Annotated in this window: 24 protein-coding genes and 1 pseudogene; 19 read left to right on the forward strand and 6 right to left on the reverse strand. The window is 61.1% G+C overall.

The features are described from left to right. Positions 1–46: 46 nt before the first annotated feature. Positions 47–505 (reverse strand): carboxymuconolactone decarboxylase family protein, encoded by a 459-nt coding sequence (locus J7U39_RS24060; protein WP_210632316.1) that lies wholly within the window; start codon positions 503–505, stop codon positions 47–49. 108 nt (positions 506–613) lie between these two features. Between J7U39_RS24060 and J7U39_RS24065 the strand changes: the two genes are divergently transcribed. Together J7U39_RS24065 and J7U39_RS24070 are read left to right on the forward strand one after the other, a co-directional pair. Further along, entirely contained in the window at positions 614–1,483 is an 870-nt protein-coding gene (locus tag J7U39_RS24065) for a sigma-70 family RNA polymerase sigma factor (protein ID WP_210632317.1), read from the forward strand. 164 nt (positions 1,484–1,647) lie between these two features. Next, complete coding sequence (locus tag J7U39_RS24070; RefSeq protein ID WP_210632318.1) at positions 1,648–2,862, forward strand: amidohydrolase/deacetylase family metallohydrolase; 1,215 nt, start codon at positions 1,648–1,650, stop codon at positions 2,860–2,862. Positions 2,863–2,882: 20 nt separating this feature from the next. Here the strand turns inward: J7U39_RS24070 and J7U39_RS24075 are convergent, their stop codons facing one another. Continuing rightward, a complete protein-coding gene (locus J7U39_RS24075) occupies positions 2,883–3,722 on the reverse strand; it encodes an IclR family transcriptional regulator (protein ID WP_210632319.1) in 840 nt (279 codons plus the stop codon). A 177-nt stretch (positions 3,723–3,899) separates the two neighbouring features. After that, positions 3,900–4,013: pseudogene (locus tag J7U39_RS31905) on the reverse strand (PIN domain-containing protein); the annotation flags it as partial. 73 nt (positions 4,014–4,086) lie between these two features. Between J7U39_RS31905 and J7U39_RS24080 the strand changes: the two are divergent. Further along, positions 4,087–4,944, forward strand: a complete 858-nt coding sequence (locus tag J7U39_RS24080) for an SDR family oxidoreductase (protein ID WP_210632320.1) — start codon at positions 4,087–4,089, stop codon at positions 4,942–4,944. A gap of 97 nt (positions 4,945–5,041) precedes the next feature. On the opposite strand, the gene J7U39_RS24085 is transcribed toward J7U39_RS24080, so the two are convergent. Further along, positions 5,042–8,650, reverse strand: a complete 3,609-nt coding sequence (locus J7U39_RS24085; RefSeq protein ID WP_210632321.1) for a hydantoinase B/oxoprolinase family protein — start codon at positions 8,648–8,650, stop codon at positions 5,042–5,044. Between the two features lie 85 nt (positions 8,651–8,735). Between J7U39_RS24085 and J7U39_RS24090 the strand changes: the two genes are divergently transcribed. Beyond that, on the forward strand, positions 8,736–9,263 hold the full coding sequence (locus J7U39_RS24090) for a winged helix DNA-binding protein (protein ID WP_210632322.1): 528 nt from the start codon (positions 8,736–8,738) through the stop codon (positions 9,261–9,263). Between the two features lie 52 nt (positions 9,264–9,315). On the opposite strand, the gene J7U39_RS24095 is transcribed toward J7U39_RS24090, so the two are convergent. Further along, positions 9,316–9,531 (reverse strand): hypothetical protein, encoded by a 216-nt coding sequence (locus tag J7U39_RS24095; RefSeq protein WP_210632323.1) that lies wholly within the window; start codon positions 9,529–9,531, stop codon positions 9,316–9,318. A 126-nt stretch (positions 9,532–9,657) separates the two neighbouring features. Here J7U39_RS24095 and J7U39_RS24100 point away from each other — a divergent pair, with 126 nt between their 5' ends. Then, on the forward strand, positions 9,658–10,281 hold the full coding sequence (locus J7U39_RS24100) for a TetR/AcrR family transcriptional regulator (protein WP_210632324.1): 624 nt from the start codon (positions 9,658–9,660) through the stop codon (positions 10,279–10,281). A 63-nt stretch (positions 10,282–10,344) separates the two neighbouring features. Beyond that, entirely contained in the window at positions 10,345–10,545 is a 201-nt protein-coding gene (locus J7U39_RS24105) for a hypothetical protein (RefSeq protein WP_210632325.1), read from the forward strand. A gap of 1 nt (position 10,546) precedes the next feature. Here J7U39_RS24105 and J7U39_RS24110 read toward each other — a convergent pair whose 3' ends face one another. Beyond that, positions 10,547–11,083, reverse strand: coding sequence for a prepilin peptidase (locus tag J7U39_RS24110; RefSeq protein ID WP_210632326.1), 537 nt, complete (start codon positions 11,081–11,083; stop codon positions 10,547–10,549). Between the two features lie 256 nt (positions 11,084–11,339). Between J7U39_RS24110 and J7U39_RS24115 the strand changes: the two genes are divergently transcribed. The 13 genes from J7U39_RS24115 (at position 11,340) to J7U39_RS24175 (ending at position 23,594) form a co-directional block, all read left to right on the forward strand. After that, the gene (locus J7U39_RS24115) at positions 11,340–11,534 is read left to right on the forward strand and encodes a hypothetical protein (protein ID WP_210632327.1); all 195 of its coding nucleotides are present in this window, start codon (positions 11,340–11,342) and stop codon (positions 11,532–11,534) included. Positions 11,535–11,633: 99 nt separating this feature from the next. Next, positions 11,634–12,548 (forward strand): Flp pilus assembly protein CpaB, encoded by a 915-nt coding sequence (cpaB, locus tag J7U39_RS24120; RefSeq protein ID WP_210632328.1) that lies wholly within the window; start codon positions 11,634–11,636, stop codon positions 12,546–12,548. A gap of 55 nt (positions 12,549–12,603) precedes the next feature. Beyond that, a complete protein-coding gene (locus J7U39_RS24125) occupies positions 12,604–14,091 on the forward strand; it encodes a type II and III secretion system protein family protein (protein WP_210632329.1) in 1,488 nt (495 codons plus the stop codon). Next, positions 14,075–14,380: a hypothetical protein gene (locus tag J7U39_RS24130; RefSeq protein WP_210632330.1), complete on the forward strand. Its 306-nt coding sequence runs from the start codon at positions 14,075–14,077 to the stop codon at positions 14,378–14,380. The genes J7U39_RS24125 and J7U39_RS24130 overlap by 17 nt, the downstream gene beginning before the upstream one ends. A gap of 93 nt (positions 14,381–14,473) precedes the next feature. Then, the gene (locus J7U39_RS24135; RefSeq protein ID WP_210632331.1) at positions 14,474–16,078 is read left to right on the forward strand and encodes a TadE/TadG family type IV pilus assembly protein; all 1,605 of its coding nucleotides are present in this window, start codon (positions 14,474–14,476) and stop codon (positions 16,076–16,078) included. Beyond that, positions 16,075–16,554: a TadE/TadG family type IV pilus assembly protein gene (locus J7U39_RS24140; protein WP_210632332.1), complete on the forward strand. Its 480-nt coding sequence runs from the start codon at positions 16,075–16,077 to the stop codon at positions 16,552–16,554. Before J7U39_RS24135 ends, J7U39_RS24140 begins: the two co-directional genes overlap by 4 nt. Next, complete coding sequence (locus J7U39_RS24145; protein ID WP_210632333.1) at positions 16,548–17,174, forward strand: TadE/TadG family type IV pilus assembly protein; 627 nt, start codon at positions 16,548–16,550, stop codon at positions 17,172–17,174. Before J7U39_RS24140 ends, J7U39_RS24145 begins: the two co-directional genes overlap by 7 nt. A gap of 27 nt (positions 17,175–17,201) precedes the next feature. After that, positions 17,202–18,344 (forward strand): pilus assembly protein, encoded by a 1,143-nt coding sequence (locus J7U39_RS24150; RefSeq protein ID WP_210632334.1) that lies wholly within the window; start codon positions 17,202–17,204, stop codon positions 18,342–18,344. Beyond that, entirely contained in the window at positions 18,341–18,904 is a 564-nt protein-coding gene (locus tag J7U39_RS24155; RefSeq protein WP_210632335.1) for a L,D-transpeptidase, read from the forward strand. Before J7U39_RS24150 ends, J7U39_RS24155 begins: the two co-directional genes overlap by 4 nt. A gap of 16 nt (positions 18,905–18,920) precedes the next feature. After that, the gene (locus J7U39_RS24160) at positions 18,921–20,369 is read left to right on the forward strand and encodes a CpaF family protein (protein ID WP_210632336.1); all 1,449 of its coding nucleotides are present in this window, start codon (positions 18,921–18,923) and stop codon (positions 20,367–20,369) included. Next, positions 20,366–21,322 carry a type II secretion system F family protein gene (locus J7U39_RS24165; RefSeq protein WP_210632337.1) on the forward strand — a complete coding sequence of 319 codons (957 nt, stop codon included), beginning with the start codon at positions 20,366–20,368 and terminating at the stop codon, positions 21,320–21,322. Before J7U39_RS24160 ends, J7U39_RS24165 begins: the two co-directional genes overlap by 4 nt. Before the next feature lie 7 nt (positions 21,323–21,329). Beyond that, positions 21,330–22,274 carry a type II secretion system F family protein gene (locus J7U39_RS24170; protein ID WP_210632338.1) on the forward strand — a complete coding sequence of 315 codons (945 nt, stop codon included), beginning with the start codon at positions 21,330–21,332 and terminating at the stop codon, positions 22,272–22,274. 15 nt (positions 22,275–22,289) lie between these two features. Next, positions 22,290–23,594 (forward strand): AAA family ATPase, encoded by a 1,305-nt coding sequence (locus J7U39_RS24175; RefSeq protein WP_210632339.1) that lies wholly within the window; start codon positions 22,290–22,292, stop codon positions 23,592–23,594. Positions 23,595–23,650: the final 56 nt, after the last annotated feature.

Genomic DNA, 23,650 nt, shown 5'->3' on the forward strand with positions numbered 1-23,650 from the left:
TGTGGTCGCCGGCAGCGCGGGGTGAAACGCTGCCGGCAATCGCCGATCACGGTTTCCAGGCGCCGGCGATCTGACGGGTTGCGATGTTCAACCGGTTCCAGACATTGATGTTGGCGATGGCGATGACGAGAGCCGCAAGGCTGCGGCCGTCATAATGCCGGGTCGCCTCGTCCCAGATCTCGTCCGGCACCGGGTCGGCGCGGTCGCTGGTGCGGGTCACAGCCTCGGTCAGCGCAAGGGCTGCTCGCTCGGCATCGCTATAATAGGGGGCGTCGCGCCAGCCGGCGACGGCAAAGAGCCGCTCATCCGTCTCACCGTGTTTGCGGGCAATGCGCCAATGACCATCGATGCAGACGCTGCAGCCGTTGATCTGGCTGGCGCGCAGATTGACGAGTTCGAGCAGCTTTGGCGAAAGGCCCGTTTCGGTCGGCACCTTGCCGAGTGCATTGAGCGCCTGCATGGCTTGTGGAAGCACGAGGGCGGGATTTCCCATTCTCTCCTGCATGATATGTCTCCTTGATGCGTTCAGGGTGCGACGATCCGCCGGCGCTGTCACACCGGCCCGGTTTCATTCGTCATTGATGTGACGGAACGCAGCGAAGGAATGTGACGGATGAACGAGAATAATTGGCTGGCCGATCAATTCGAGGCGAACCGGGCGCATCTGAAAGCGGCCGCCTATCGCATGCTCGGCTCGCGCAGCGAGGCCGAAGACGCCGTTCAGGAGGCTTGGCTGCGGCTCACCCGTGCGGATAGGACTGACGTCGGCAATCTCGGCGGCTGGCTGACGACGGTGGTGGCTCGTATCTGCCTCGATATGCTGCGTGCCCGCAAGACCCGGCGCGAGGAGCCGCTGGAGATGCCAGTCCATGCAGCGATCGCCGATCCTGCCAAGGATCCGGAGCGCGACGCCGCATTCGCCGATTCGGTGGGCGTGGCGCTGCTCGTCGTGTTGCAGACGCTGGCGCCTGCCGAACGGGTTGCCTTCGTGCTGCACGACATGTTCGATCTTCCCTTCGACGAAATCGCGCCGATTATCGGCCGATCATCCGCCGCCGCCCGTCAGCTCGCGAGCCGTGCCCGCCGCAGGGTGCAGGGCGTGGACGAGACGCCGGATGTCGATCTCGGCCGCAAGCGAACGATTGCGGAGGCCTTTCTAACGGCTTCGCGCAGCGGTGATCTGCAGGCGCTGATTGCCGTGCTCGCCCCAGATGTCGTGTTTCGGCTGGACGCGACGGCGGCGCGTTTCGGGGCCTTCGGCGAAACGCGCGGCGCATCCGAAGTGGCAGAGTTGTTCAAGGGCCGGGCGCAGGCGGCAGAGATCGCCATCGTCGACGGCGAGCTTGGCTTCGTCGTGCGCATCGCGGGTCAGATTCGCGTCGTAGTAGCGTTTACCATCGCCGGAGACAGGATTGCGGCCATCGAAGCCATCGCCGATCCCGACCACCTCGAACGGCTTGACTACTCAATCCTGCGAGATTGAAATCGCTGGAAAAATTTGCCGCTCCTTGGCGGGAGCGCGGTTGAGAACGAGCGCGCTGCCGCCACTGCCGTGCGGCTAGCGACGCTTCATTTCTCTTGACAGCAGTCTCTTCGGCTTTATTCTATTATAAGGATTTATATAGCATAACTATGGAATTTGGAAATATGATCATATCGGGCGACCGGACGAAGAAGCCACTTCTCCTCACCAATGTCAGACCGATGGCGTTCGGTGCGGGCGCATCCGAGGGGGTGATCGACATTCTCGTCAATGCTGACGGCCGCATCGCCGGGATTGGTCCGTCGCTTCCGGCCTCTGAGGATGTGACACGCGTCGACGGCAAGGGTGCCTTCATTTCGCCGGGCTGGATCGATCTACACGTACACATCTGGCATGGCGGCACCGATATCTCCATCCGCCCCTCCGAATGCGGTCTCGAGCGCGGCGTCACCACCCTGGTCGACGCCGGTTCGGCCGGCGAGGCAAATTTCCATGGCTTCCGCGAGTATATCATCGAGCCCTCACGCGAACGCATCAAGGCCTTCCTGAACCTCGGCTCGATCGGCCTCGTCGCCTGCAACCGCGTCGCCGAGCTCAGGGATATCAGGGATATCGATCTCGACCGGATTCTCGAAGTCTACGCCGAAAACAGCGAGCACATCGTCGGCATCAAGGTGCGCGCCAGCCACGTCATCACCGGCTCCTGGGGCGTCACTCCCGTCAAGCTCGGCAAGAAGATCGCCAAGATCCTGAAAGTGCCGATGATGGTCCATGTCGGCGAACCGCCGGCACTTTACGACGAAGTGCTCGAAATTCTCGACCCCGGCGACGTCGTCACCCACTGCTTCAACGGCAAGGCCGGTTCGAGCATCATGGAGGACGAGGATCTTTTCAATCTCGCCGAGCGCTGCGCCTCCGAAGGCATCCGCCTCGACATCGGCCATGGCGGCGCCTCCTTCTCCTTCAAGGTCGCCGAAGCGGCGATCGCGCGCGGGCTTCTGCCGTTCTCGATCTCGACCGATCTGCACGGCCATTCGATGAACTTTCCGGTCTGGGATCTGGCAACGACGATGTCGAAGCTGCTCAGCGTCGGCATGCCCTTCGACAAGGTCGTGGAAGCCGTCACCCATGCGCCGGCCTCCGTCATCAAGCTGCCGATGGAGAACCGACTTTCCGTCGGCGCGCCAGCCGAATTCACGATTTTCGACCTCGTCGATTCCGAGCTCGAAGCAACGGATTCCAATGGCGATGTCTCGGTCCTCGACAAGCTGTTCGAGCCGCGCTTTGCGGTGATGGGCGCCGAAGCGTTCACAGCCAGCCGGTACGTGCCGCGGGCGCGCAGGCTCGTGCGTCACAGCCACGGCTATTCCTACAGATAAATCCGGTGGCGCGGCAGGTGTCAGCGGTTGCGCCAACCCATCAGTTTTTCGATCCGTTCCGCCGAATTGCGCACATGCGCCGTATAATGGTTCTCATCGGAAAAGGCCTTCTGCTCAGGCAGCACGATCGAAATGGTGGCGACGCACTGGCCGGCGCGATCGCAGATCGGCGAGGCGATGCAGGCGACCGCATAGTCGGATTCTCCGGCCTGGATCGACAGGCGCGCCTCGAAGGCCTTGCCGGCCGCTTCCGACAGGGTGCTCGGATCGATCTCGGCGCGGCCGGTCGGTGATGAGCGGGCGCAGCGTTTGAAAAGCTCGATGCGTTCCTCTTCGGGGAGGTGGCCGACGAGCAGGCGGCCTGATGCCGTCCAGTTGAGCGGCACCCGGGTGCCGACGCGCGACGCCACCTGGAAATGGCTCGGACCGTCGGCCATGGCAAGCACCAGCATGTAATCGCCGTCACGGCCGCAGACCTGCACGGTTTCGCCGGCCTGGCGACAGAGATCGTGCATTTCATGAGTGGCAATGCTCATGAAATCCAGAGATCGCGCATAGGCGAGACCATAGTGATAAAGCCGGGCGCCGAGCCAGATCGAGCCGTCCGCCTGGCGCGTCAGCATGTTCTTCTCGACGAGGTCGTCGACGATGACGTAGACCGTCGATAGCGGCGCCTTCACCGCCTTGGCGATGGCATAGACGCCGGCCGGCGATCCTGTCTCATAGAGATGATCGATCACCTGAAGAGCGCGGTCGATGCCGCTGACGCGGGCGCGGCGCGTGCCCTTGCCGCCGGCTTCGCCGGCAAGGCTCTCATCTTCGGAGTAAACTGCGGGCGATGTCTTTCCGTCCAATTCCATGCACCTCATGAACACTGCAGCCATATTACATTACTATGGCACAATGGTCGCTGTGGCAAATCGCAACATCTTGTAGGTTGATCGTCTGTGCGGATGTGGTGGCGGTGGAACCGGGAGACTGCGTGATATCCGCATCCGCCGACCGCCGACCGCCGACCTCATAACAGGCAGACGCGCTCCGATGATGCTCCAGGCTTTTGCCAGCCCCTTGTCGAGCGTGACGAGCGTGGCGTCGCTACCGATTGCGACGGCGAGATGCAGTGCGTCACCGGCACGAAGACCGAGATTGAAAAGCGATCTGGCCGCAACGCCGTTGGAACAACCAGCCGCAGCCTGAGTTTGTCCCTCAACTCAGGAGGCTATAATGACACAATATCCAACACCCCCTTTCCCATCCCAGAAACAGCCGATGCCGGGTTTCACGGCACAGATGGATCCAGTTCCCGACCATGGTGAAAAAACCTATCGCGGATCCGAACGGCTCAAGGGCAAGCGGGCGATCATTACCGGTGGCGACAGCGGCATCGGCCGGGCAGTGGCAATCGCCTATGCCCGGGAAGGCGCAGATCTGGTGATCTCCTATCTTGACGAGGATGAGGATGCCGACGAGACGAAGCGGCTCGTTGAACAGGCGGGGCGCAAGGCCGTGCTCGTCAGTGGCGACATCCAGGATCCGGCCCATTGCCGGCAAATTGTCGAGACGGCGGTCAAGGAGCTCGGTGGTATCGACATTCTCGTCAACAATGCCGCGCACCAGGCAAGCTTCAAGAGCATCGACGAGATTAGCGACGAGGAGTGGGAGCTGACCTTCAAGGTCAACATCCACGCGATGTTCTACCTGACAAAGGCGGCCGTCGCCCATATGAAGCCCGGCAGCGCCATCATCAATACGGCCTCGATCAATGCGGACAATCCGAACCCGACGCTGCTTGCCTATGCCACCACGAAGGGCGCGATCCAGAATTTCACCGCTGGCCTGGCCCAGCTTCTGGCCGAGAAGGGCATTCGCGCCAATGCCGTGGCGCCGGGGCCGATCTGGACGCCGCTCATTCCCTCGACGCTGCCCGAAGACAGCGTCAGCAATTTCGGCAAGCAGGTGCCGATGAAGCGGCCCGGTCAGCCGGCCGAACTGGCCACGGCCTATGTCATGCTGGCCGATCCCTTGTCGAGCTATGTCTCCGGCACGACAATCGCGGTCACAGGCGGCAAGCCAATCCTCTGATGCATGTCGCCCGGAATTGGCGGTTTCGGGATGAAGGCATGCATGTAAACAAGGAGCTGAAGTGGGTAATCACGATCTGGTAGGATGCGCGCTTCAGTCACGGCTTGCCGTAGCCGCCGCCGGTCGGCGTCGTGACGATCACGGCGTCGCCGGCGGCGAGCATTGCCTGGTCGCAGCCTTCCAGCCTTTCGACCGTGCCGTCGCCGCGACGAATCTCCGTTTTTCCCAATTGCCCGTCTTCCCCGCCGAAGAGGCCGAAAGGCCGGATCGTTCGGTGCGAGGAGAGAATGCTGCAATCCATCGCTTGCAGGAAGCGGATGGTGCGCTCGGTCCCGCCGCCGGAACTATATTGGCCCTTGCCCCCGGAGCCGCGGCGGATGTGAAAATCTTCCAGCACGACGGGAAAGCGGAATTCCAGCACCTCGGGATCGGTCAGCCGTGAGTTGGTCATATGGGTGTGCACGCCGTCGGCGCCGCTGAAGCCGGTGCCGTCATTGAGCAGGCCGGCGGGGCCGCCGGAGCAGATTGTCTCGTAATATTGGTAGGTGACGTTGCCAAAGGTCAGGTTGTTCATCGACCCTTGGGCGGCTGCCAGCGTTCCGAGGGCCCCGAAGAGCGCATTCGTCACATGCTGGCTGGTCTCGACATTTCCGGCGACGACGGCGGCCGGATAGGCCGGGCGCAGCATCGATCCGTCCGGCACGACGATCCGGATCGGCCGCAGGCAGCCGGCATTCATCGGGATCGGCTGCTCGACCATGACGCGGAAGACATAGAGCACCGCGGCGCGCGTCACCGGTTCCGGCGCATTGAAATTGGTCGGTTGCTGGGCGCTCGTGCCGGTGAAATCGACCGTTGCCTCGCGCGCCTTCCGGTCGACGGTGATCTTCACCTTGATGACGGCGCCCTGATCGGTGGGATAGGCGAATTCGCTGTCGCTGAGGCGGGCGATCACCCGGCGAACGCTCTCCTCGGCATTGTCCTGGACATGGCCCATATAGGCTTCGACGACGTCGAGCCCGAAATGGGCGACCATCTTGCGCAGTTCCTGAACGCCCTTTTCGTTGGCCGCGATCTGCGCCTTCACGTCGGCGAGGTTCTGGGCCGGGTTGCGGGCGGGGTAGGGATGGTCCCGCAGCATTGCGGCAAATTCGCTCTCACGGAAACGGCCTTTGTCGACCAGCAGGAAATTGTCGATCAGCACGCCTTCCTCATCGACCTTGGTCGCCCGCGGCGTCATCGAACCAGGTGCCTTGCCGCCGATGTCGGCATGATGGCCGCGCGAGGCGACGTAAAACAGGATGGTCTCGCCGGCGTCGTCGAACACCGGCGTGACGACGGTGATGTCGGGCAGATGCGTGCCGCCGTTGTAAGGCGCATTGAGCGCGAAGACATCGCCCGGTCGAATGCGGCCTTCGTTGAGCCGGATGATCGTTTCGACCGAGCGATCCATCGATCCCAGATGCACGGGCATATGCGGCGCATTGGCGACGAGTGCGCCGGTGCGGTCGAAGACGGCGCAGGAGAAATCGAGCCGCTCCTTGATATTGACCGAGTGAGCAGTGTTCTGCAGCGTCACGCCCATCTGCTCGGCGATCGCCATGAACAGATTGTTGAAGACTTCGAGCATGACGGGGTCGGCGCTGGTGCCGATCGCCGAATTGCGGGAAAGCGCGATCTCGCGGGTGAGAACGATATGGTCGTGGCCGGTCAGGCGCGCCTGCCAGCCGGTCTCGACGACGATCGTCTGATGCGCTTCGATGATGAGGGCCGGCCCCTTGACGACTGCACCCGGCTTCAGCGCATCACGCCTGAAAATGCCGGCCTCATGCCAGCTTCCGCCGGAATAGAAGCGGGTCGTGCGCAGCGCTTGCGGTGCGAAGCTCCCCGCCTGCACGTTCATCTCCTCGACATCGGCGCCGCCGCCGATGCCTTCGACTTCGATGGATTCGACGACGACAGGCCGGTCTTCGAAGATGAAGCCGAACTGCTTCTTGTGGGCGGCGGCAAAGGCTTGCGTCATCTCCGCCTGCGGCCCGAAGGCGACGGGCAGGGCGGTGTCGGTGCCCTTATATTGCAGGTGCAGCCGGATGACGACCTCCATGTCGCCGGCTTCGACGCCCTGCAGCATCAGTTCCCTGCGCACCTCTTTCTCCAGTTCGGCCCGGATACCGCCGATCGCCGGCAGGGCGGCGGCTAGTTCGGCCAGCACCGCGCGCTGGCGTGTGGCGCGGATATCGGCGAGCCCCATGCCATAGGCCGAAAGAATGCCGGAGAAGGGGTGGATCAGCACCGTTTTCATGCCGAGGCTGTCGGCGACCAGGCAGGCATGCTGGCCGCCGGCGCCGCCGAAACAGGTGAGCGCATAGTCGGAAACGTCGTAACCGCGCTGGACGGAGATCTTCTTGATGGCGTTGGCCATATTCTCGACAGCGATAGCGAGGAAGCCGTCGGCCACCTCTTCCGCCGTCCGGCCGCCGCCGATATCCTGCGCCATCTCGGCAAAGGCGGCGCGCACCGCCTCGGCGTCGAGCGGCTGGTCTTGCTCCGGCCCGAAGATTGTGGGGAAGAACTCCGGCAGCAGCTTGCCCGTCATGATATTTGCATCAGTAACAGCAAGCGGCCCGCCGCGGCGATAGGATTTCGGGCCGGGCGTGGCACCCGCCGACTCCGGGCCGACGCGGAAGCGTGAACCGTCATAGCTCAGGATCGAGCCGCCGCCGGCTGCGACGGTATGGATCTTCATCATCGGCGCGCGCATGCGCACACCGGCGACCTCGGTCTCGAAAGCGCGTTCCAGCTCGCCGTCATAGTGCGAAACGTCCGTCGAGGTGCCGCCCATGTCGAAGCCGATCATCCTGTCGAAACCGGCGATGCGCGAGACCTCGACCGCGCCGACCACCCCGCCCGCGGGTCCGGAGAGGATTGCATCCTTTCCCTGGAAGAGATGCGCGTCGGTCAGTCCGCCCGAGGACTGCATGAACATCAGCTTCGGGCCCTTTCCTTCGACCGCGCCGAGCTCGACGGCGACCTGATCGACATAGCGCCGGAGAACCGGGGATAGATAGGCATCGACGACGGCCGTGTCGCCGCGGCCGACAAGCTTGATCAGCGGTGAAACCACATGCGAGGGCGAGATCTGCGTGAAGCCGATGGCGCGCGCGATGGCGGCGGCCTGCTGTTCGTGCTCGGGATAGCGGTAGGCATGCATGAAAACGATTGCGACGGCGCGCAGTCCCCGCGCATAGGCGGCTTCAAGCGCGTGCCGCAGATCATCTTCTAAGAGCGGGCGTTCCACCGTGCCGTCCGCCAGTACGCGCTCGTCGGCCTCGATCACATCGGCGTAGAGCAGTTCCGGTTTGACGATTTTCTTGGCGAAGATGTCGGCGCGCGCCTGATAGCCGATCTCCAGCGCATCGCGAAAGCCCTTCGTCGTCACCAACAGGGTCGGATCACCCTTGCGTTCGAGAAGTGCATTGGTGGCGACCGTCGTTCCCATCTTCACGGCGCCGATGAGCTCGGAAGGGATCGTCTGGCCGGGCTTGAGGCCGAGCAATTCGCGGATGCCATGAACCGCCGGGTCGCGATAGGCTTCCTGATTTTCCGAAAGCAGCTTGTTCGCGACGAGCGAGCCGTCGGGGCGGCGGGCGACGATATCGGTGAAGGTGCCGCCGCGATCGATCCAGAAATCCCACTGCCCGCTCATCGTCCGGCCTCCCGTTGAATTGAAAAATCATTGACGATTTATCGATAAAATGTCAACGTTGAGCTGTTGATCGTGGAGGGATGGAATGGCAGATGAATGCGGGCAACCGGAAATCGGGCCGATCGTCTCCTCCTCGCATCTCGCCGACGGCGCGCTTCCCGTTCTGTCGGAACTGGAATTTGGGCTCATCCTCGCCGGCAATGCCTTCGACCGCTGGATGGTGCGCTGCATGACGGCGGCGGGCGAACCCGGCTGCGCTGCGATCGACGTGCTGGTGCTGCATTCGGTGGCGCACCGGCGGCGGCCGAAGCGGCTCGGCGATCTCTGCAGCGTGCTCGGCGTCGAGGATACGCATCTGGTGATTTATGCGCTCAAGAAGCTGGAAAAGCGCGGCCTCGTGAAAAGCGCGCGGGCAGGCAAGGAGAAGTTGATCATCGCTACCGACAAGGGCGTTGAAACCTGCCTGAGATACCGTGCGGTGCGCGAAGCGTTGCTGGTGGAATCAATGAAGGGGCTCGGGCTCGATGCCGGCTCGACATCGGCAGTGGCAGCGATGCTGAGGGCACTTTCCGGCCACTACGATCAAGCAGCAAGGGCCGCCGCCTCTTTATGACGACAGCCCTTGTCGGGGGCAGGGAGAGATCCCCCGGGTTCAAGCGGCTTTTTCAGCCGAAGCAGGGGATGGCCGGCAGATTGGCGCGGCTCGCAAGCGCTCCGATCATCTTGCCCACCGGCGTCGGGCGCGGTTGACCTTTGTCGGCGGCCGTCTCCAGGAGTTGCTTGAAGTCCTCAAGCTTCACGCCGTCGGCGCGCAACACCATGGCGATCAGGGGGTCGCGAAGGGCTTCGGATATCGTCAGGTCGTCTCTGGTCTTTCTCATGGCTTGTCCTCCTTTCGTGGGCGGTCGCCCGTGTTCCACATCCGCCGCCAACCCTCTGCGTTGACTTTCGCGGCCTGTGGTGTTACCGGTAAGTAACAATGCTGTTGTTACCGATCGGTCACATTGATGTCAAGGACTTCGTCCGCAAAAAAATCAGAAACTTCGAATGAAATCTCCGCAACCGTTTCAGAAGATCGCATCCCGCCGCGGGAGCGCATCGTCTCGACGGCCGTGGAGCTTTTCCGCGAGCGCGGCATCCGCGGCATTGGCGTCGATGCCATCGCCGACGCCGCCCTGACCAACAAGATGACGCTCTACCGGCATTTCGGCTCGAAGGACGAACTCGTCTGCGAGACGTTGCGGCGCGCCTCCGAAAAGGCCAATGCCATCTGGTGCGATCTGGAGGCCGCCCATCCCGGCGATCCCCGCGCCCAGCTCGGCGCCTGGGTGGAGATGCGGGCGCAGTGTCTGAACGGCGAGCCCGCTGGCTGCGATCTCGCCAACGCCGCCATCGAGCTCAAGGGGGAGGGTCATCCCGCCCATGAAGTGATCGAACGGCACAAGGCCGAACAACGCGATCGCCTCGCCGCGCTCTGTTCGGCAGCCGGTGCGCGCGAACCTCAACTTCTTGCCGATACGCTGACGCTGCTGCTCGAAGGCGCGCGCGTCAGTCGCCAAACGATGGGCGCCGCCGGCTGTTGCGGCCATTTCGCCAAGGCCTGCAGAGCAGCGATCGCTTCTTTCACCTGATAGACCGGAACCTTACCGCCTCCACATCGTTTTCCCATCACCGGACGATGTGGAGACCGGGAGATGAACCACGTCTATCTCAAGCGGCTATATGCCAGACGCGCCGAGCTCGAAGCCAAGCTCGAGCTTCACGAGGCGCGCTATTGTTTTGGCGAGGAAGAGGTCGATGACGGCACCGACAGCGACCTGCGTCAGCGATTGAGCGAGGTCTCCGAGGAGATCGCCGCGCTGGAGAACAGGTCGGACAGAGCCTTTTCGGGGTAGGTCACCGAAGCTGCAACTGCTGTCGGATCATGGGCAAAGCCATGGTCAGGAGCGTCGCGAAAACCATGATGACGCCATAGGGTATCTTCCGGCTCGCCCGAATTTCCTCGATACGTATGAAAAAGGCGAGATGCGCGACTGCCAGCGGCACCGGCAGCCGCAGGACCAGCAGCGTCACGATGCCGAGGACAAGCAGCAGCACCGCGAACGGCATCATTCCGTGCCAGCCGATAAAAAGGCCGATCGGCAGGAAAAGCTTGGCGTCTCCTGCGCCAAACAGGCGGAACGCCCAGAGAGCCACCCCAAGCATGAACATCAGCAGACCGGCCGCGATGTCGCCGCCGATTCCACTCGAGGCAAACAGCGCCGCGCCGACATCATCCGAGCCAAGTATCAAGGCCACTGCCCGCAGTGCACAAAGTGTTACGAGCGCCAGCACGACGGCATTGGGGATTTTCCATGTACGGAAATCGGTCCAGGCCGCGTAGAGAAAAAGAAATACTGCAAGAGAACTAGTAACATTGACCATTTGCAGCATGGGCTTCGACCTTTTCGGCTATTTTAATCTTATTGTGTAGGCTAGATTCACTCGATTACGGCAAAATTGTCGATTTTTACGGCCGGTTCTTTCATCCCAGTTTTAACCATAAAGTATAGATATCGCCCGTTCGCCTACAAAAGATTTGACTAAATTAGAATTAACAGATTATTAATATTTCCAGTCGAAGGGGCGGTCTCGACGACAAAGTGCCGGGGGAAATACGGCGCACCACTTACCTGGGAGGTAATTCTCGATGAAAGCATTTGTAAATAGCGTACGCGCTTTCGCGCGGGAAGAAGATGGCGTCGCACTTACCGAATACCTCATTCTGCTTGCCTTGCTGGTTGGCGGGGTGATCACGGCGGTGACACTGGCCGGCACCAATCTGAGTGCGGTCTGGACGGCATGGGCAGGGTGGTTCACGACCGCGCTGGCTGTCCCGGCCTGATATTGGCGTTCGACGAAGGGAGGGGTTTTTGTTAACCCCTCTCTTCTAAATTAGAAATAATGAATGGATGCACTCCGTCCAGTGTAGCGAGTAACCGCGATGCGTTCTTCAACGATTTTAAGTCTCGTTATTGCATTTGTACTCGCCGCCGCCGCAGTTTTCGGGATGCGCGCGTATCTCTCCGATCAGAAGGCCCGACTGCTGGCGATGAACGGCGTGAAGGCCGAGGAAAGGACACTTGTGGTCGCCGCCACGCCAATGCGCTTCGGCGACCGGATTCGATCCGAAAACCTCAGGGCCATTCCCTGGCCCTCCAATGAAACACCCGCAGGCTCGTTCGTCAGCATCGATCTGGTCGTCGGCAACGATGCCCAGCCGCGTTATGCCATGGCGGCGATCGATCCGGGCGAGCCGGTTCTATCCTCGAAAATCACCGGTACCGGCGAACGCGCCACGCTGTCGGCGGCGCTCGACCAGGGCATGAAGGCGGTCTCCATCCGGGTCAACGACGTGCTCGGCGTTGCCGGGTTCGTAAGGCCTTCCGATCGCGTCGACGTGCTTCTGACGCGGGTCGTGCGCGGACCGGCCGGCAACGATCAGACCTTCGTCGACGTGCTGCTGCAAGGCGTCAAGGTGCTGGCGGTGGACCAGACGGCGGACGAGCGCAAGGACGAGCCATCCGTCGTCAAGACCGTGACCTTTGAGGTCACGACCGACGAGGCGCAGCGCCTTACCCTCGGCTCCAGTATCGGCACGCTCTCACTGGCGCTCCGCAATGTTGCCTCTTCCTCTATCGAGCAGACCCGGCCGATCACCGTCGCCGACCTCGGTGGCGGGGCGATGGCGACAGAACTGGGCAAGGATTTGGAAAAGAAGTTGCCAGAACCCGAGAAACAAGTGCAGATTGTGGAGCAAAGGGTCGAACCGGTGTTGCCGGTTGAGCCGAAGTGGGTGACAGTGGGGGTCTGGAACACGACGAAGCGCGAGGAGCACCGAGTCGGCCTGGTCCAGTGATGTTTATGCGGCATGCCGCAGGTGCGGCTAGCCGAATGAGGGGGCTAAAGCAGGCATGGCGAGCGGCAAGAGAAGAATCGCAGGGACGAAAAGCCTTGCGGCATTAGCGGCAGTGTTTTCGGCCTGTGTGTGTTTGGCCCCTGGATTTGCCGGCTGCGCCAACGCACAGGAAAAGTCCGTCACTTTAGGCGAATCGGTCCAGCACGTGACGCTGCCTCCGAACGAGACGCTGACGCTCAATACCGGGCAGCCCTTCGGGGATCTCGTCATCGGCAGCGCCGATATGATCGACGTGGTGCCGCTTTCCGACCGCTCGCTGTTCATTCGCGGCAAAAAGATCGGCGCCACCAATATCTCGGTCTATGGCGAAGACAAGTCGCTTCTCGGCGTCATCGACATCCGCGTTGCCAGCGATTTTAGCGAAGTCGCCTCCGCCATTCGCTCTGCCGCGCCCTCGGCTCGGGTCAGGGTCATCAACTCCAACGATCGCATTCGCCTGACAGGCTTCGTCCGCGACGGCATCGAACTGCAGCGGGTGATGGAAATCGCCCAGTCCTATTCCGACCAACCGGTGCTGAACCAGTTGCGCGTCAGTGACAGCCAGCAGGTGATGCTGGAGGTCCGGGTCATCGAAGCCTCGCGCCAGACGGGTCGTGACCTCGGGATCGGTTGGTCCGGGCACGGCAACAACGGAATCGGCAAGGCAACGACCAGCCAGGGTATCACCGTGGACGATGACGGCAACCTGGTCCGTAGCCTCCTCGATCCCAAGGGTGCGGCAACGGGGGCGCTGCCCTTCGGCCAGTTGATCGCCAAGGTGCTGGAAATCTCGGGCGGCCACATCGACGTGGTGATCAACGCCCTCGAGCAGAAGGGACTGGTGCGTCGCCTGGCGCAGCCGAACCTCATCGCCATGAGCGGCTCGACCGCCAGCTTCCATGCCGGCGGTGAGGTGCCGATCCTGAAGACGACGAACAACGGCACGACGGTCGCCACCGAGACGGACTATCGCCCCTTCGGTGTGCGGCTGACCTTCAAGCCGGTGGTTCTTGATGATGGGCTGATCAATCTGGAGATCGAGCCTGAAGTTTCCGAACTCGATCCGTCGATCAACGTCAACGGCAATCCGGGCTTCATCTCGCGCGCGGCCAGCACCACGGTCGCGCTTCGCGACGGCCAGAGCTTTGCCTTGGCCGGCCTGCTGCAGTCGATCAATGCCAAGGACATCCAGCAATTGCCCGGCCTCGGAAAGATACCAGTGCTCGGCGCACTATTCCGTTCGACGAGTTTCCAGAAGAAGGAATCCGACCTCGTCATCGTCGTCACGCCGCACATCGTTCGACCGGCCCGCCCTGGCGAGGATCTCTACAGTCCGCTCGACCAGACGCGTTCGTCCAACGACCTCGAGCTTTTTGCGCTCGGTGTCATGGAAGTCGACAAGGACATGCTCCGACGCTTTCGCAATGGCGAAGGTGTGACTGGGCCCTATGGCCATCGTCTCGACCTGAACCAGGGAGTCCAAGCCGTTGCTACAAAACGCTAAGCGCGTCCTTTTCGTCCTTGCAGCCGCCGGCCTCGCTTCCGGCTGCGCCGACTACATGAACCATCGCGACACGATCACCTTCGGGCTCGGCAATGCCGTGGAAGCAAACAAGGCCATCCACATTCAGGACCCGTTCCCGCCGGAAGCCCAGCGAACGCAAATCGCAAGCGACGGCAAGGTGATCCGCAGGGTGGTCACTCAATATCAGAACGGCGGGTTGGGCGTTGTTCAGCCGTCGCCGGCCATGGGGGCGAATGGGGCCTCCAACGGGGCGACCGCCAGCCAATAGGCTGGCGAAAGGCATGAACTGCGGCAGTGCGCCGGAGGGAAAATGCACGAAACGGGGTCATCACGGCGATAGCGCCGTGATGGGGGGACGCCAATGCTCAGCAGGGTTGTCAGACGGTTCTGGAACGATCATCGCGGCTATGTCATCGCCTTGACGCTCATCGCCATGCCAATGCTTCTCGGCTTTTCGCTGCTGATCATCGATGTCGGTCGCAGCAGCAACCTGCATACCGATCTCCAGAACGCCGTCGATGCGATGGCGCTGGCCGGGGCCCGCGAACTCGATGGCCGCGATGATGCCATTACGAGGGCGCAGACGGCGATCGAGAAAATCGCCAACAGCGCGGCCTTTTCCGGCGGCGGAACCGGCATGTCGCTTGGCTCGAATATCAGCGTGACCTATGACGCCGGCAACGATGCCGGAAGCACTGTTACCGTGCTTTTTCTGAAGGATATCCCGGCCAACGACGATACATCAATCCCGGCTTCGATGGAAACGACAGTGGCCAGCGAAGCGTCCTATGCCTGGGTCATCGCCAAGCCGCAAGCGATGCAGACGATCTTTCCGATCCCGGTCGGCTTTACCCGCGATACAATCAACATCGCCGCCGACGCCGTGGCGGTATATCACGCCAGTGCCTGCGACGTGACGCCGATCTACATCTGCAATCCGTTCGAGCCGGTGGGGAACACGAGTGAAAGCGCCAGCGAAACTGCAGCTACGGCCCTGCACACCAACTTTGCGGCCGGCAATCTCTACGGACGACAGATCGAGCTTCACAGCACCGCGGCATCCAATCCCGGTCCCGGCAATTTCGGCTTCCTGCGGACCCCCTTGGGCAATGGTGCGTCCGTGCTGGCGGAGGCTCTTGCCACCGGCAATCCCGGTACATGCTACACACAGGACAACCTCGATACAGAGACCGGCGCAAAGGCGGGGCCCGTCGAGGACGGGGTCAATACGCGCTTTGGCTTCTACTCCTCGTCGTTCAACAAGGCGAACGGAGATTATCGTTACCGGCCTGCCCAGAACGTGCGCTCCGCGCAGTCAATCAGCGGCAAGGGCAAGAAGGGCTGCGATACCTATGATCCAGTCATGGTCGGAGCCGTTGTCGGCGATGCGACCAAGGCCTTGCCGCTCGGCTATGGAGCGGGCATGACCTCGCTTGCCGGCGGCAAGATCAGCAGTGGCAACAATTGGAACTACACGACCTATTGGAATGTCGCGCAGGGCACGGCAGCGCCCTCGGTGAGCACGGTCCTCAGCAACTACTCCAGTTATCCCCCGCAGGCGACCGGAACGCCAGCACAGCCCTCCGCTTATGACGTCTATCGCTACGAGCTTGCAAACGCGGCTCTCATCAATCATGCCTCGGCGAATGGTGAGACCGGAACGCCGGCAACGGGTGGTCAGTGCTATGCCGGCCCGGACCTTTCGAACTATACGGCAGCCGAATATGGCGACCGCCGCGAGATTTTCTCGGCCATTGTCAATTGTGGCTATGAGGCTTCGGTCGGCCATCTGAACGGTCACAAGGCCACGCGCGCCGTTGCCTTCGCGCGCATGTTCCTGACCAAGCCGGCGATAAAGGATGCCGGCGAACGATACCTTTCCCTGGAGATGATCGACATCACCGGCAAGGGTGGTCGCGGTACGCTGGACGAATTCCTGCGGGAAGAATCGGAGCTGGTCAGATGATTGCGTTCCGCAATTTTATTCTGCATCGGCTTTGCCTCGGTTTCTGGCGGCGGGAGGAAGGCGCAGTGCTCGCCGAAGCGCTGCTCGCAATCCCCTTTGTGACGCTCTTTGCGGCTGGAATACTGGAGTTTGGCAGCATCTTCTGGCAGCGCATGCAGATCGACGCAGGCTTGCGCGATGCGGGGCGTTACCTTTCGCGCTGCCGACCGGCCTCGGGAACCTATGTGCCGACATGCAATCAGGCGACGGCCAAGACCATTGCTTTTTACGGAACGCAAACACCCGCGGCAGATGCTGAGCCCCGTGTCCCCGGCTGGAACGACCCTTCCGACATCACAATCAGTGCACCCGATGCGGACGGCAACATCACCATTTCCACTGCGCATCTCTATCAGAGTTCACCGGTATTCGCCTTTCTCGGACTCGACGCCATCACGATCAGTTCCTTCCATGAAGAGAGATACATCGGATGGTGACCTCCAGGGCAATCAAGGCATTCTGGCAGGATAGCAGTGGCGCCAGCCTTGTCGAAGCATTGCTGACCTTTCCGATCGTCATGCTGGTCTTCGCCGCCTTCATCGAGTTCGGCTATGCCATGTCGCAGTGGAATCAGACAGTCAAGGCACTGCAATATGGTGCCCGACTGGCGGCCGTATCAGATCCGCTGACAACCAATTTCGCTGCCGTTTTCCCGGTCGAAGCTGCCGATCCGCTCAACAACGGCAAAGCGACGCCGAACGATGCCACGATATCCTCGACCTGCGGACCGGCTCTTGCGAACTGCAGCACGGCGGCATTGAACCGGATTGTCCTCGGAAGCGACGGCGTTTGCAACGCGGGAACCGATCCCCACCCGGGCATTTGCGACCTAAACTGGCGCATCACGCCGGATAAGCTGATGGTCACCTATCAGCGATCGGGGCTCGGCTATTGGGGCCGCCCGGACGGGCCGGTGCTGACGATGCGGCTGGAGGTGCGCGACATCACCTTCGATCTGCCGATCCTCGGCGGGCTGCTGGGACTGAACGACGTCACCATCCCGGCCCATCCGGTGACGATCACGACGGAAGACCTGAAGACCTGCTCAACCTGCTGACTTCTTGTTACGCGTAGGAAAGCGAAAATGACAGCGCACATGAACATTGCCGCATCCACCAAGATCCTGGTTCTCTCCGACGACGCGGCCGCAGCGAGCTTCATGCTCGATACATTCGGGTCGCTTTCGCGTTACGATGTCCGCCATCTCTCGCTGAAGGCGCTCGGAGAAAAGGGCCGACTCGATCCGACGCAGTTCGGACTGATCGTTCTCGACGTCGACAACGGGGAATTGCTGCAGCAACCGGAGCTCTTCGCGTTTCGCACCCGCTATCGGGACGTTCCGCTCGTCGTCGTCTCCGAAGACTTGCCGGACGACATGCTGCGGCTGCTCTTCCGCCTGAACGGCAATGACTGGCTGAAGAAGCCGCTCGAGCGCCGCGCCATGATCGACATGATTTCGACCCATGCGCCAGGCACGGGCGCCAGCGACAGCCGGGTGCATGCCGTGGTCTCAGCCGTCGGTGGCGCGGGCGCCAGCATGATCGCTTCGTCGCTCGCGCATGTGCTGGCCCAGCCGACCAAGAATTCCACGCCGAGGATCGACTTGTTCGACACGGATTTTTGTTCTGGGGCGCTCGGCTATTATCTCAATCTTGTCAACGACTACGACTTGAAACCGGTCATCGCCAATCCTTCCCGGGTCGATCTCGAATTCATCGATCTTGTCCGAAAGCGGCATCCGGGCGGCTTTTCACTGCTGTCCTTCAAGCAGCCGTCAGTCCTTCTGGCGCCGAAGGGCGGTGAACTCGTGCTGCGTATGCTCGACGTGGCCGCCTTTGAGAGCGACCACACGATCGTCGACATCCCCTATTATGACACGCCGTGGAAATACGAGGTGCTCACTTCGGTCAACAGCATCTATATCGTCACAGAAATGACGGTCCCCGCGCTTTCTCATGCGAAGGATTTGTTTTCAAACCTGGTGCGGCTGCGAGGAAGTGCGGATCAGATATTCATCGTCATCAACAAATACCGCGCCAAGTTTTTTGGCCTCGGCCTGCGCCGACAACAAACGGAGAAGATATTCAAGGACATCCCGACGCACGTCATTGCGGATGACTGGGAGACTTTGAGCGAGGCGGTCAACCGCGGAGTGCTGCCGGTTCAGGTGAATTCCCGTGCGCGCTTCTGCGGCGCGGTCGGTAAACTTGGAGCATTGGTGCGATGAAGGCGATTGACAGTGGGTGCATAAGGTCCTGCGTCGGCCTTGTGTTTCTGGCCGTTCTGGCCGTCGCCGGGGATGCGGCGGCAGCCGGGCTAGTGCCGCGAAGCCTTGGGCCGACGACAAGCACGGTGGTGACGATCGAAAAAGGCTACGCGGCTGGAACGATCGTCATCGTCAGCGCGAACCGAACGCTGGATCTCGTCATCTCCGATGGACGGGCGATCCGTTACAAGATCGGCGTCGGACGAGATGGATTTCGCTGGAGCGGGACTGTCAAGGTTGGACGCAAGGCGGAGTGGCCCGACTGGCGCCCGCCTGCCGAGATGAAGGCGCGCGCAGCCGGGCTTCCGGACCTGGTGCCCGCCGGGCCGCTCAATCCCTTGGGCGCTCGCGGGATCTATCTCTTCAAGGGCGGGACCGACACGCTCTACCGCATTCATGGAACGAACGAGCAGTCGACGGTCGGCGATTTCGCGTCATCGGGCTGTTTTCGCATGAGCAATGCCGACGTCATCGATCTCTATGAGAGGGTGAAAGTCGGTTCCACGGTCATTGTAAAATAGTTCAGGGGTGGGAAACATGGCGAACGGCATCATGGGGCGTTTCTACAAGCATCAGCAGGAGCCTGAAATCCGCGAACATCCGGAGGCGGCCGAACTGTCACTCGTCGCAGCGCAGAACATGCCTGCCCAACCGGTCTCTGTCAGCAGCACGGTGAGTGGCGAAGAAGCTTCGCTTGGGCCGGACCTGGTTTCCGAGCGGGTCAATCTGCACCGCTACCTGCTCGATCGCATCAACCTCGGGATTCTCGACACGCTCGACAACGAGGAGATCGCCACCGAGATCCGACCGCTGGTCAAGGATTACATCCGCAATAACAACTTTCCGCTGAATGCCAAGGAAATCAATGATCTGATTCGCGATATCACCGACGAGATGCTCGGGCTGGGGCCGATCGAGCCGCTGCTGGCCGACGACACGATCGCGGATATTCTCATCAACGGCTACAACAGCGTCTATGTCGAGCGGAGCGGCAAGCTCGAGAGCACCGCCGTGCGGTTCAAGGACGAGGACCATCTGCTTCGGGTGATCAACAAGATCGTCTCGGCCGTCGGTCGCCGCGTCGACGAGTCGACGCCGATGGTCGACGCCCGCCTCAAGGATGGCTCGCGTGTCAACGTTGCCATCAGGCCGATCTCGGTCGATGGACCGCTCGTTTCCATTCGCAAATTCACCCGCAAGCCGCTGACATTGGAGCGCCTGGTGCAATATGGCGCCATGGCCGATGCGATGCGCATCCTTCTCAGCGCTGCGGTCAAGGGCAAGGTGTCGATGGTGATTTCAGGCGGCACCGGTTCCGGCAAGACCACCTTGCTCAACGCTCTCTCGTCCCAGATTTCTCCAAAGGAGCGCCTGATCACCATCGAGGATGCGGCCGAACTGCAACTGCAGCAGCCCCATGTCGGGCGCTTGGAAACCCGACCGCCGACGCTCGACGGACGCAACGAGATCCGCCAACGCGAACTTCTGAAAAACGCCCTGCGCATGCGCCCCGACCGCATCATCGTCGGCGAAGTCCGCGGCGACGAGGCATTCGACATGCTGCAGGCGATGAATACCGGTCACGAGGGGTCGATGACGACGATTCACGCCAACACGCCCCGCGACGCCGTCGGCCGGCTTGAGCAGATGGTCGGCATGGCCGGGATGCCGATGTCGCAGTTGAGTATTCGCTCGCAGATCTCGTCCGCCATCACCGTCATCGTGCAGGTACAGCGCCTGAGCGACGGCAGCCGCAAAGTTGTCTCGATCTCCGAGATCACCGGCATGGAGGGCGAAGTCGTGCAGATGCAGGAGATTATGAAATTCAAGAAAATCAACACCGATGAAGGTGGGCGGATCCATGGAGAATTCCGCGCCACCGGCATCCGGCCGCGGTTCGTCGAGGAATTTGCCGAACTCGGGATCGAGATCCCTGTGGCGATTTTCGATCCCGGTAAACCGCTGCAAACGGGACCTGTTCAATGACGACCCTCACGCTGCTTTACGCCGCCGTTTTCACCGCGGCCCTAGTCGCTGTCGAAGCGATCATGCGCGGCTATTTCAAGACATCCGAACGCCACCGCGCGGTGAACCATCGGTTGCGCTTGCTCGAGGTCAGCGATGATCATCGTAAAACCTATAGCGATATGCTCAAGGAGCGCGGTGCCGGCGACAGTTGGCGGCAAACCCCCATAATGCAGCGACTGCTGCGGTTCTACGCCCAGTCGGGAATCAAGTTCGATATCAGGCGTTTTGCTCTCTTCGCGATCGCCGGCGCACTTGTGACATGGCTGGTCGTCCAGTTCCTCGTGCCGAGCACTCTGTTCAGAATACCCGTCTTTCTCCTGATCTGCCTCCTCGTCCCGGCACTCGTCGTCTGGCGCGCCCGGGCCAGCCGCATGAAGAAATTCGAACTGAAACTTCCTGAAGCGCTGGATGTCGCCAATCGCAGCCTCGCGGCTGGCCACCCGCTGCCAGCGGCGATCGCTCTGGTGGCCCGCGAGATGCCTGATCCGATCGGCACCGAGTTCGGCCTCCTCTCGGATGAACTCACCTACGGCGTTACACTGGATGATGCCCTTCTCAACTTGGCGGGCCGGGTCGGCGTCGAGGATCTGAATCTGCTCGCGATATCGTTGAGCGTACAGGCGGGAACCGGCGGAAATCTCGTGGAGATCTTGCAAAACCTTTCGAAGACGCTGCGAGACCGGACGATGCTGAAGGCGAAGGTCAGAGCGATTTCCTCGGAAGGGCGTATCACGGCGATCTTCATGTCGGTTTATCCCTTTCTGCTCTACGCGATGATCAAGGCATTGTCGCCGACCTACTTCGATCCCGTCTGGGATAGCGGCTACGGAACCGCCATTGTGAGCGTGCTGCTCACCGTCATGGCGATCGGGAATGTCATTCTCTACAAGATGGTCAACTTCGAGTACTGAGGCGGTCATGTCGAGTGAGTATGGAATTTACCTCATCGTCTTCTTTGCAGTCCTGATCTTTACAGCAGCAGCCTCGGAACTGTTTTTTCGACAGCGCGAGGTCGCGGTTCGGGTGTCGAAGAGCTCGGCGGCAGCCCGCGAGGAGTTCCACCTCGGCGATACGACGATCGCCGATCTCGGCGAGGCTGAAAACCGCCTGATCCGTCGCTATTTCGAGATTACGCGACGCGACACGAATGTGAACTCCACCCAGAACCGGCTGATTCGTGCGGGGTATTTCGCTGCCGGCGCCGTGACCACCTTCCAGGTGGTTCGCGCGGTGGTCTGTATCAGCGTGCTCGTTGCGGCGGTCTGGGCCGTAAACCGGATCGCACCCAATATGTCGCAGATGGCGGCCCTGATCATTGCGATGTTTGCTGCGGGCGTAACCTTCATCCTGGTCAACATCTATATCGACCGGCGCGGCGCCGCCAAGGAGAGGGAGTACCGCCGACTCTTTCCCGATTTCATGGATATGCTGATCGTCTGCCTCGATGCGGGCATGAGCATCGAGGCGGCGGCAAACCGGGTTGCTCGTGAATTCGTCGACAAGAAGCAGGACTTCGGCCTGCATCTCTCGATCATGATGCTGGAAGTGCGTGGCGGCCGGCGATTGCGCGAGGCGCTCGCCAACCTTGCCACCCGCCTGAGAATCGATGAGGCCCGGGCCCTTTCCGTTCTGTTCCGCCAATCGGAGGAACTCGGGACCAGCGTTACGCAGACGCTGCGGGTCTACAGCAAGGAAATGCGCGACCTGCGTATTGTCCGCGCGGAGGAAAAGGCCAACGCCCTGCCGGTCAAGATGCTGCTGCCGCTCGGCGCCTTCCTTTTTCCGGTGAGCCTCATCATCGTTCTCGTCCCCATTGTTATCCGTGTCGTCATGCTTCTCGTCAGCATGAAACCCGGCGGTTGAGCCAAGCGAGGTCGTATGCAGTATTCGCTCGAACAAAATCGTAATGATGCGATCATTTCCCTCGACCCGCGGATGCCAATGGCACCGGCAAGCCTAGAACAAGCGGGATTGGATCAGTCGTTCCTGCTCCGGCTGGCCGCAAAATGTGCGGCCGAACAGGATACGACCACGGCATCTCATCTCGCTGAGCGCATGAAATTGCCGAAAGTGATCGTCAACATCCTGATCAAGGAACTGGTGAAACTCGCCTATCTCGAGGCCCGTGGCTTGGCGGGTGAGGATGTCAAATCCGATGTCCGATATGCGCTGTCAATGAAGGGGTTCGAATATGCCCACACGGCGTCGCGTCAATGCCAATATGTCGGACCGGCGCCGGTATCGCTCGACGCGTTCTGCCGGCAACTCGGTTTGCAGTCCATCCATGACGAGCGCGTGACCCCCGAGCGGCTGACCGACAGCCTTGAGGGGCTGGTGCTCGCGCACACCCTGGTCGAAAAGCTCGGCCCGGCCATTAACTCCGGCCGCTCTATTCTGCTTTACGGACCGCCCGGCAACGGAAAGACCAGCATCGCCGAGCGGACGTCGCAGCTGTTTCGCCAAACGATCTGGGTGCCCTATGCCATCGAGGTCGGCGGCCATGTCATCAGTTTCTATGACGAAGCCGTGCACCACCCTGTATCCGAGGCTGATACGGATTCTCATCCGAAAGCGGATCGCCGATGGATCGAATGCCGCCGCCCGGTGATCAAGACGGGCGGGGAATTGACCCTCGATCAGCTCGATCTCACCTTCAACGCCGGGCCAAATGTCTATGAAGCGCCCATACACTTGAAGGCCTCCGGCGGCGTCTTCATAATCGACGACTTCGGGCGTCAGCAAGTGGCGCCGCAGGCGCTCATCAATCGCTGGATTGTGCCGCTCGAGCGCGGATATGACTTCCTGACGCTGCACACCGGCAAGAAGTTCAAGGTTCCCTTTGACGAGTTGGTCGTGTTTTCGACCAATATCGCACCGAAGGACCTCTCCGACGAGGCGGGCTTGCGGCGCCTCAAATACAAGATCTATGTCAACACGCCGTCGCGAGACGAATATATCAGAATTTTCAAATCCTATGCCAGCGGCGCCGGAGTGGTTGTCTGCGATCCAGACCTGAACCTGTTCTACGATCGCAAGTACAATGGCGATGTGCTAGCGTCGTGTTATCATCCGAAATATCTTATCGATTTCGTCGGTTCTTACTGCGAATTCAACGGCATAACAGGAATCGCGTCGCTCGATATGCTCGAACGGGCGTGGGAAGGTGTATTTACGTCGGAATGATTGCGGGCCTGGTGCTGATCGCCTGTTCCCGGACAATGTGTCCAACTTTATGACTT

Source organism: Rhizobium sp. NLR16a, assembly GCF_017948245.1.
Lineage (GTDB): Bacteria > Pseudomonadota > Alphaproteobacteria > Rhizobiales > Rhizobiaceae > Rhizobium.

Excerpts from the sequence above, each read along its gene's own strand:
- J7U39_RS24060 (WP_210632316.1), bottom strand. The coding sequence starts at position 505 with ATGCAGGAGAGAATGGGAAATCCCGCCCTCGTGCTTCCACAAGCCATG.
- J7U39_RS24065 (WP_210632317.1), top strand. The coding sequence starts at position 614 with ATGAACGAGAATAATTGGCTGGCCGATCAATTCGAGGCGAACCGGGCG.
- J7U39_RS24070 (WP_210632318.1), top strand. The coding sequence starts at position 1,648 with ATGATCATATCGGGCGACCGGACGAAGAAGCCACTTCTCCTCACCAAT.
- J7U39_RS24075 (WP_210632319.1), bottom strand. The coding sequence starts at position 3,722 with ATGGAATTGGACGGAAAGACATCGCCCGCAGTTTACTCCGAAGATGAG.
- J7U39_RS24080 (WP_210632320.1), top strand. The coding sequence starts at position 4,087 with ATGACACAATATCCAACACCCCCTTTCCCATCCCAGAAACAGCCGATG.
- J7U39_RS24085 (WP_210632321.1), bottom strand. The coding sequence starts at position 8,650 with ATGAGCGGGCAGTGGGATTTCTGGATCGATCGCGGCGGCACCTTCACC.
- J7U39_RS24090 (WP_210632322.1), top strand. The coding sequence starts at position 8,736 with ATGGCAGATGAATGCGGGCAACCGGAAATCGGGCCGATCGTCTCCTCC.
- J7U39_RS24095 (WP_210632323.1), bottom strand. The coding sequence starts at position 9,531 with ATGAGAAAGACCAGAGACGACCTGACGATATCCGAAGCCCTTCGCGAC.
- J7U39_RS24100 (WP_210632324.1), top strand. The coding sequence starts at position 9,658 with ATGTCAAGGACTTCGTCCGCAAAAAAATCAGAAACTTCGAATGAAATC.
- J7U39_RS24105 (WP_210632325.1), top strand. The coding sequence starts at position 10,345 with ATGAACCACGTCTATCTCAAGCGGCTATATGCCAGACGCGCCGAGCTC.
- J7U39_RS24110 (WP_210632326.1), bottom strand. The coding sequence starts at position 11,083 with ATGCTGCAAATGGTCAATGTTACTAGTTCTCTTGCAGTATTTCTTTTT.
- J7U39_RS24115 (WP_210632327.1), top strand. The coding sequence starts at position 11,340 with ATGAAAGCATTTGTAAATAGCGTACGCGCTTTCGCGCGGGAAGAAGAT.
- cpaB (WP_210632328.1), top strand. The coding sequence starts at position 11,634 with ATGCGTTCTTCAACGATTTTAAGTCTCGTTATTGCATTTGTACTCGCC.
- J7U39_RS24125 (WP_210632329.1), top strand. The coding sequence starts at position 12,604 with ATGGCGAGCGGCAAGAGAAGAATCGCAGGGACGAAAAGCCTTGCGGCA.
- J7U39_RS24135 (WP_210632331.1), top strand. The coding sequence starts at position 14,474 with ATGCTCAGCAGGGTTGTCAGACGGTTCTGGAACGATCATCGCGGCTAT.
- J7U39_RS24140 (WP_210632332.1), top strand. The coding sequence starts at position 16,075 with ATGATTGCGTTCCGCAATTTTATTCTGCATCGGCTTTGCCTCGGTTTC.
- J7U39_RS24145 (WP_210632333.1), top strand. The coding sequence starts at position 16,548 with ATGGTGACCTCCAGGGCAATCAAGGCATTCTGGCAGGATAGCAGTGGC.
- J7U39_RS24150 (WP_210632334.1), top strand. The coding sequence starts at position 17,202 with ATGACAGCGCACATGAACATTGCCGCATCCACCAAGATCCTGGTTCTC.
- J7U39_RS24155 (WP_210632335.1), top strand. The coding sequence starts at position 18,341 with ATGAAGGCGATTGACAGTGGGTGCATAAGGTCCTGCGTCGGCCTTGTG.
- J7U39_RS24160 (WP_210632336.1), top strand. The coding sequence starts at position 18,921 with ATGGCGAACGGCATCATGGGGCGTTTCTACAAGCATCAGCAGGAGCCT.
- J7U39_RS24165 (WP_210632337.1), top strand. The coding sequence starts at position 20,366 with ATGACGACCCTCACGCTGCTTTACGCCGCCGTTTTCACCGCGGCCCTA.
- J7U39_RS24170 (WP_210632338.1), top strand. The coding sequence starts at position 21,330 with ATGTCGAGTGAGTATGGAATTTACCTCATCGTCTTCTTTGCAGTCCTG.
- J7U39_RS24175 (WP_210632339.1), top strand. The coding sequence starts at position 22,290 with ATGCAGTATTCGCTCGAACAAAATCGTAATGATGCGATCATTTCCCTC.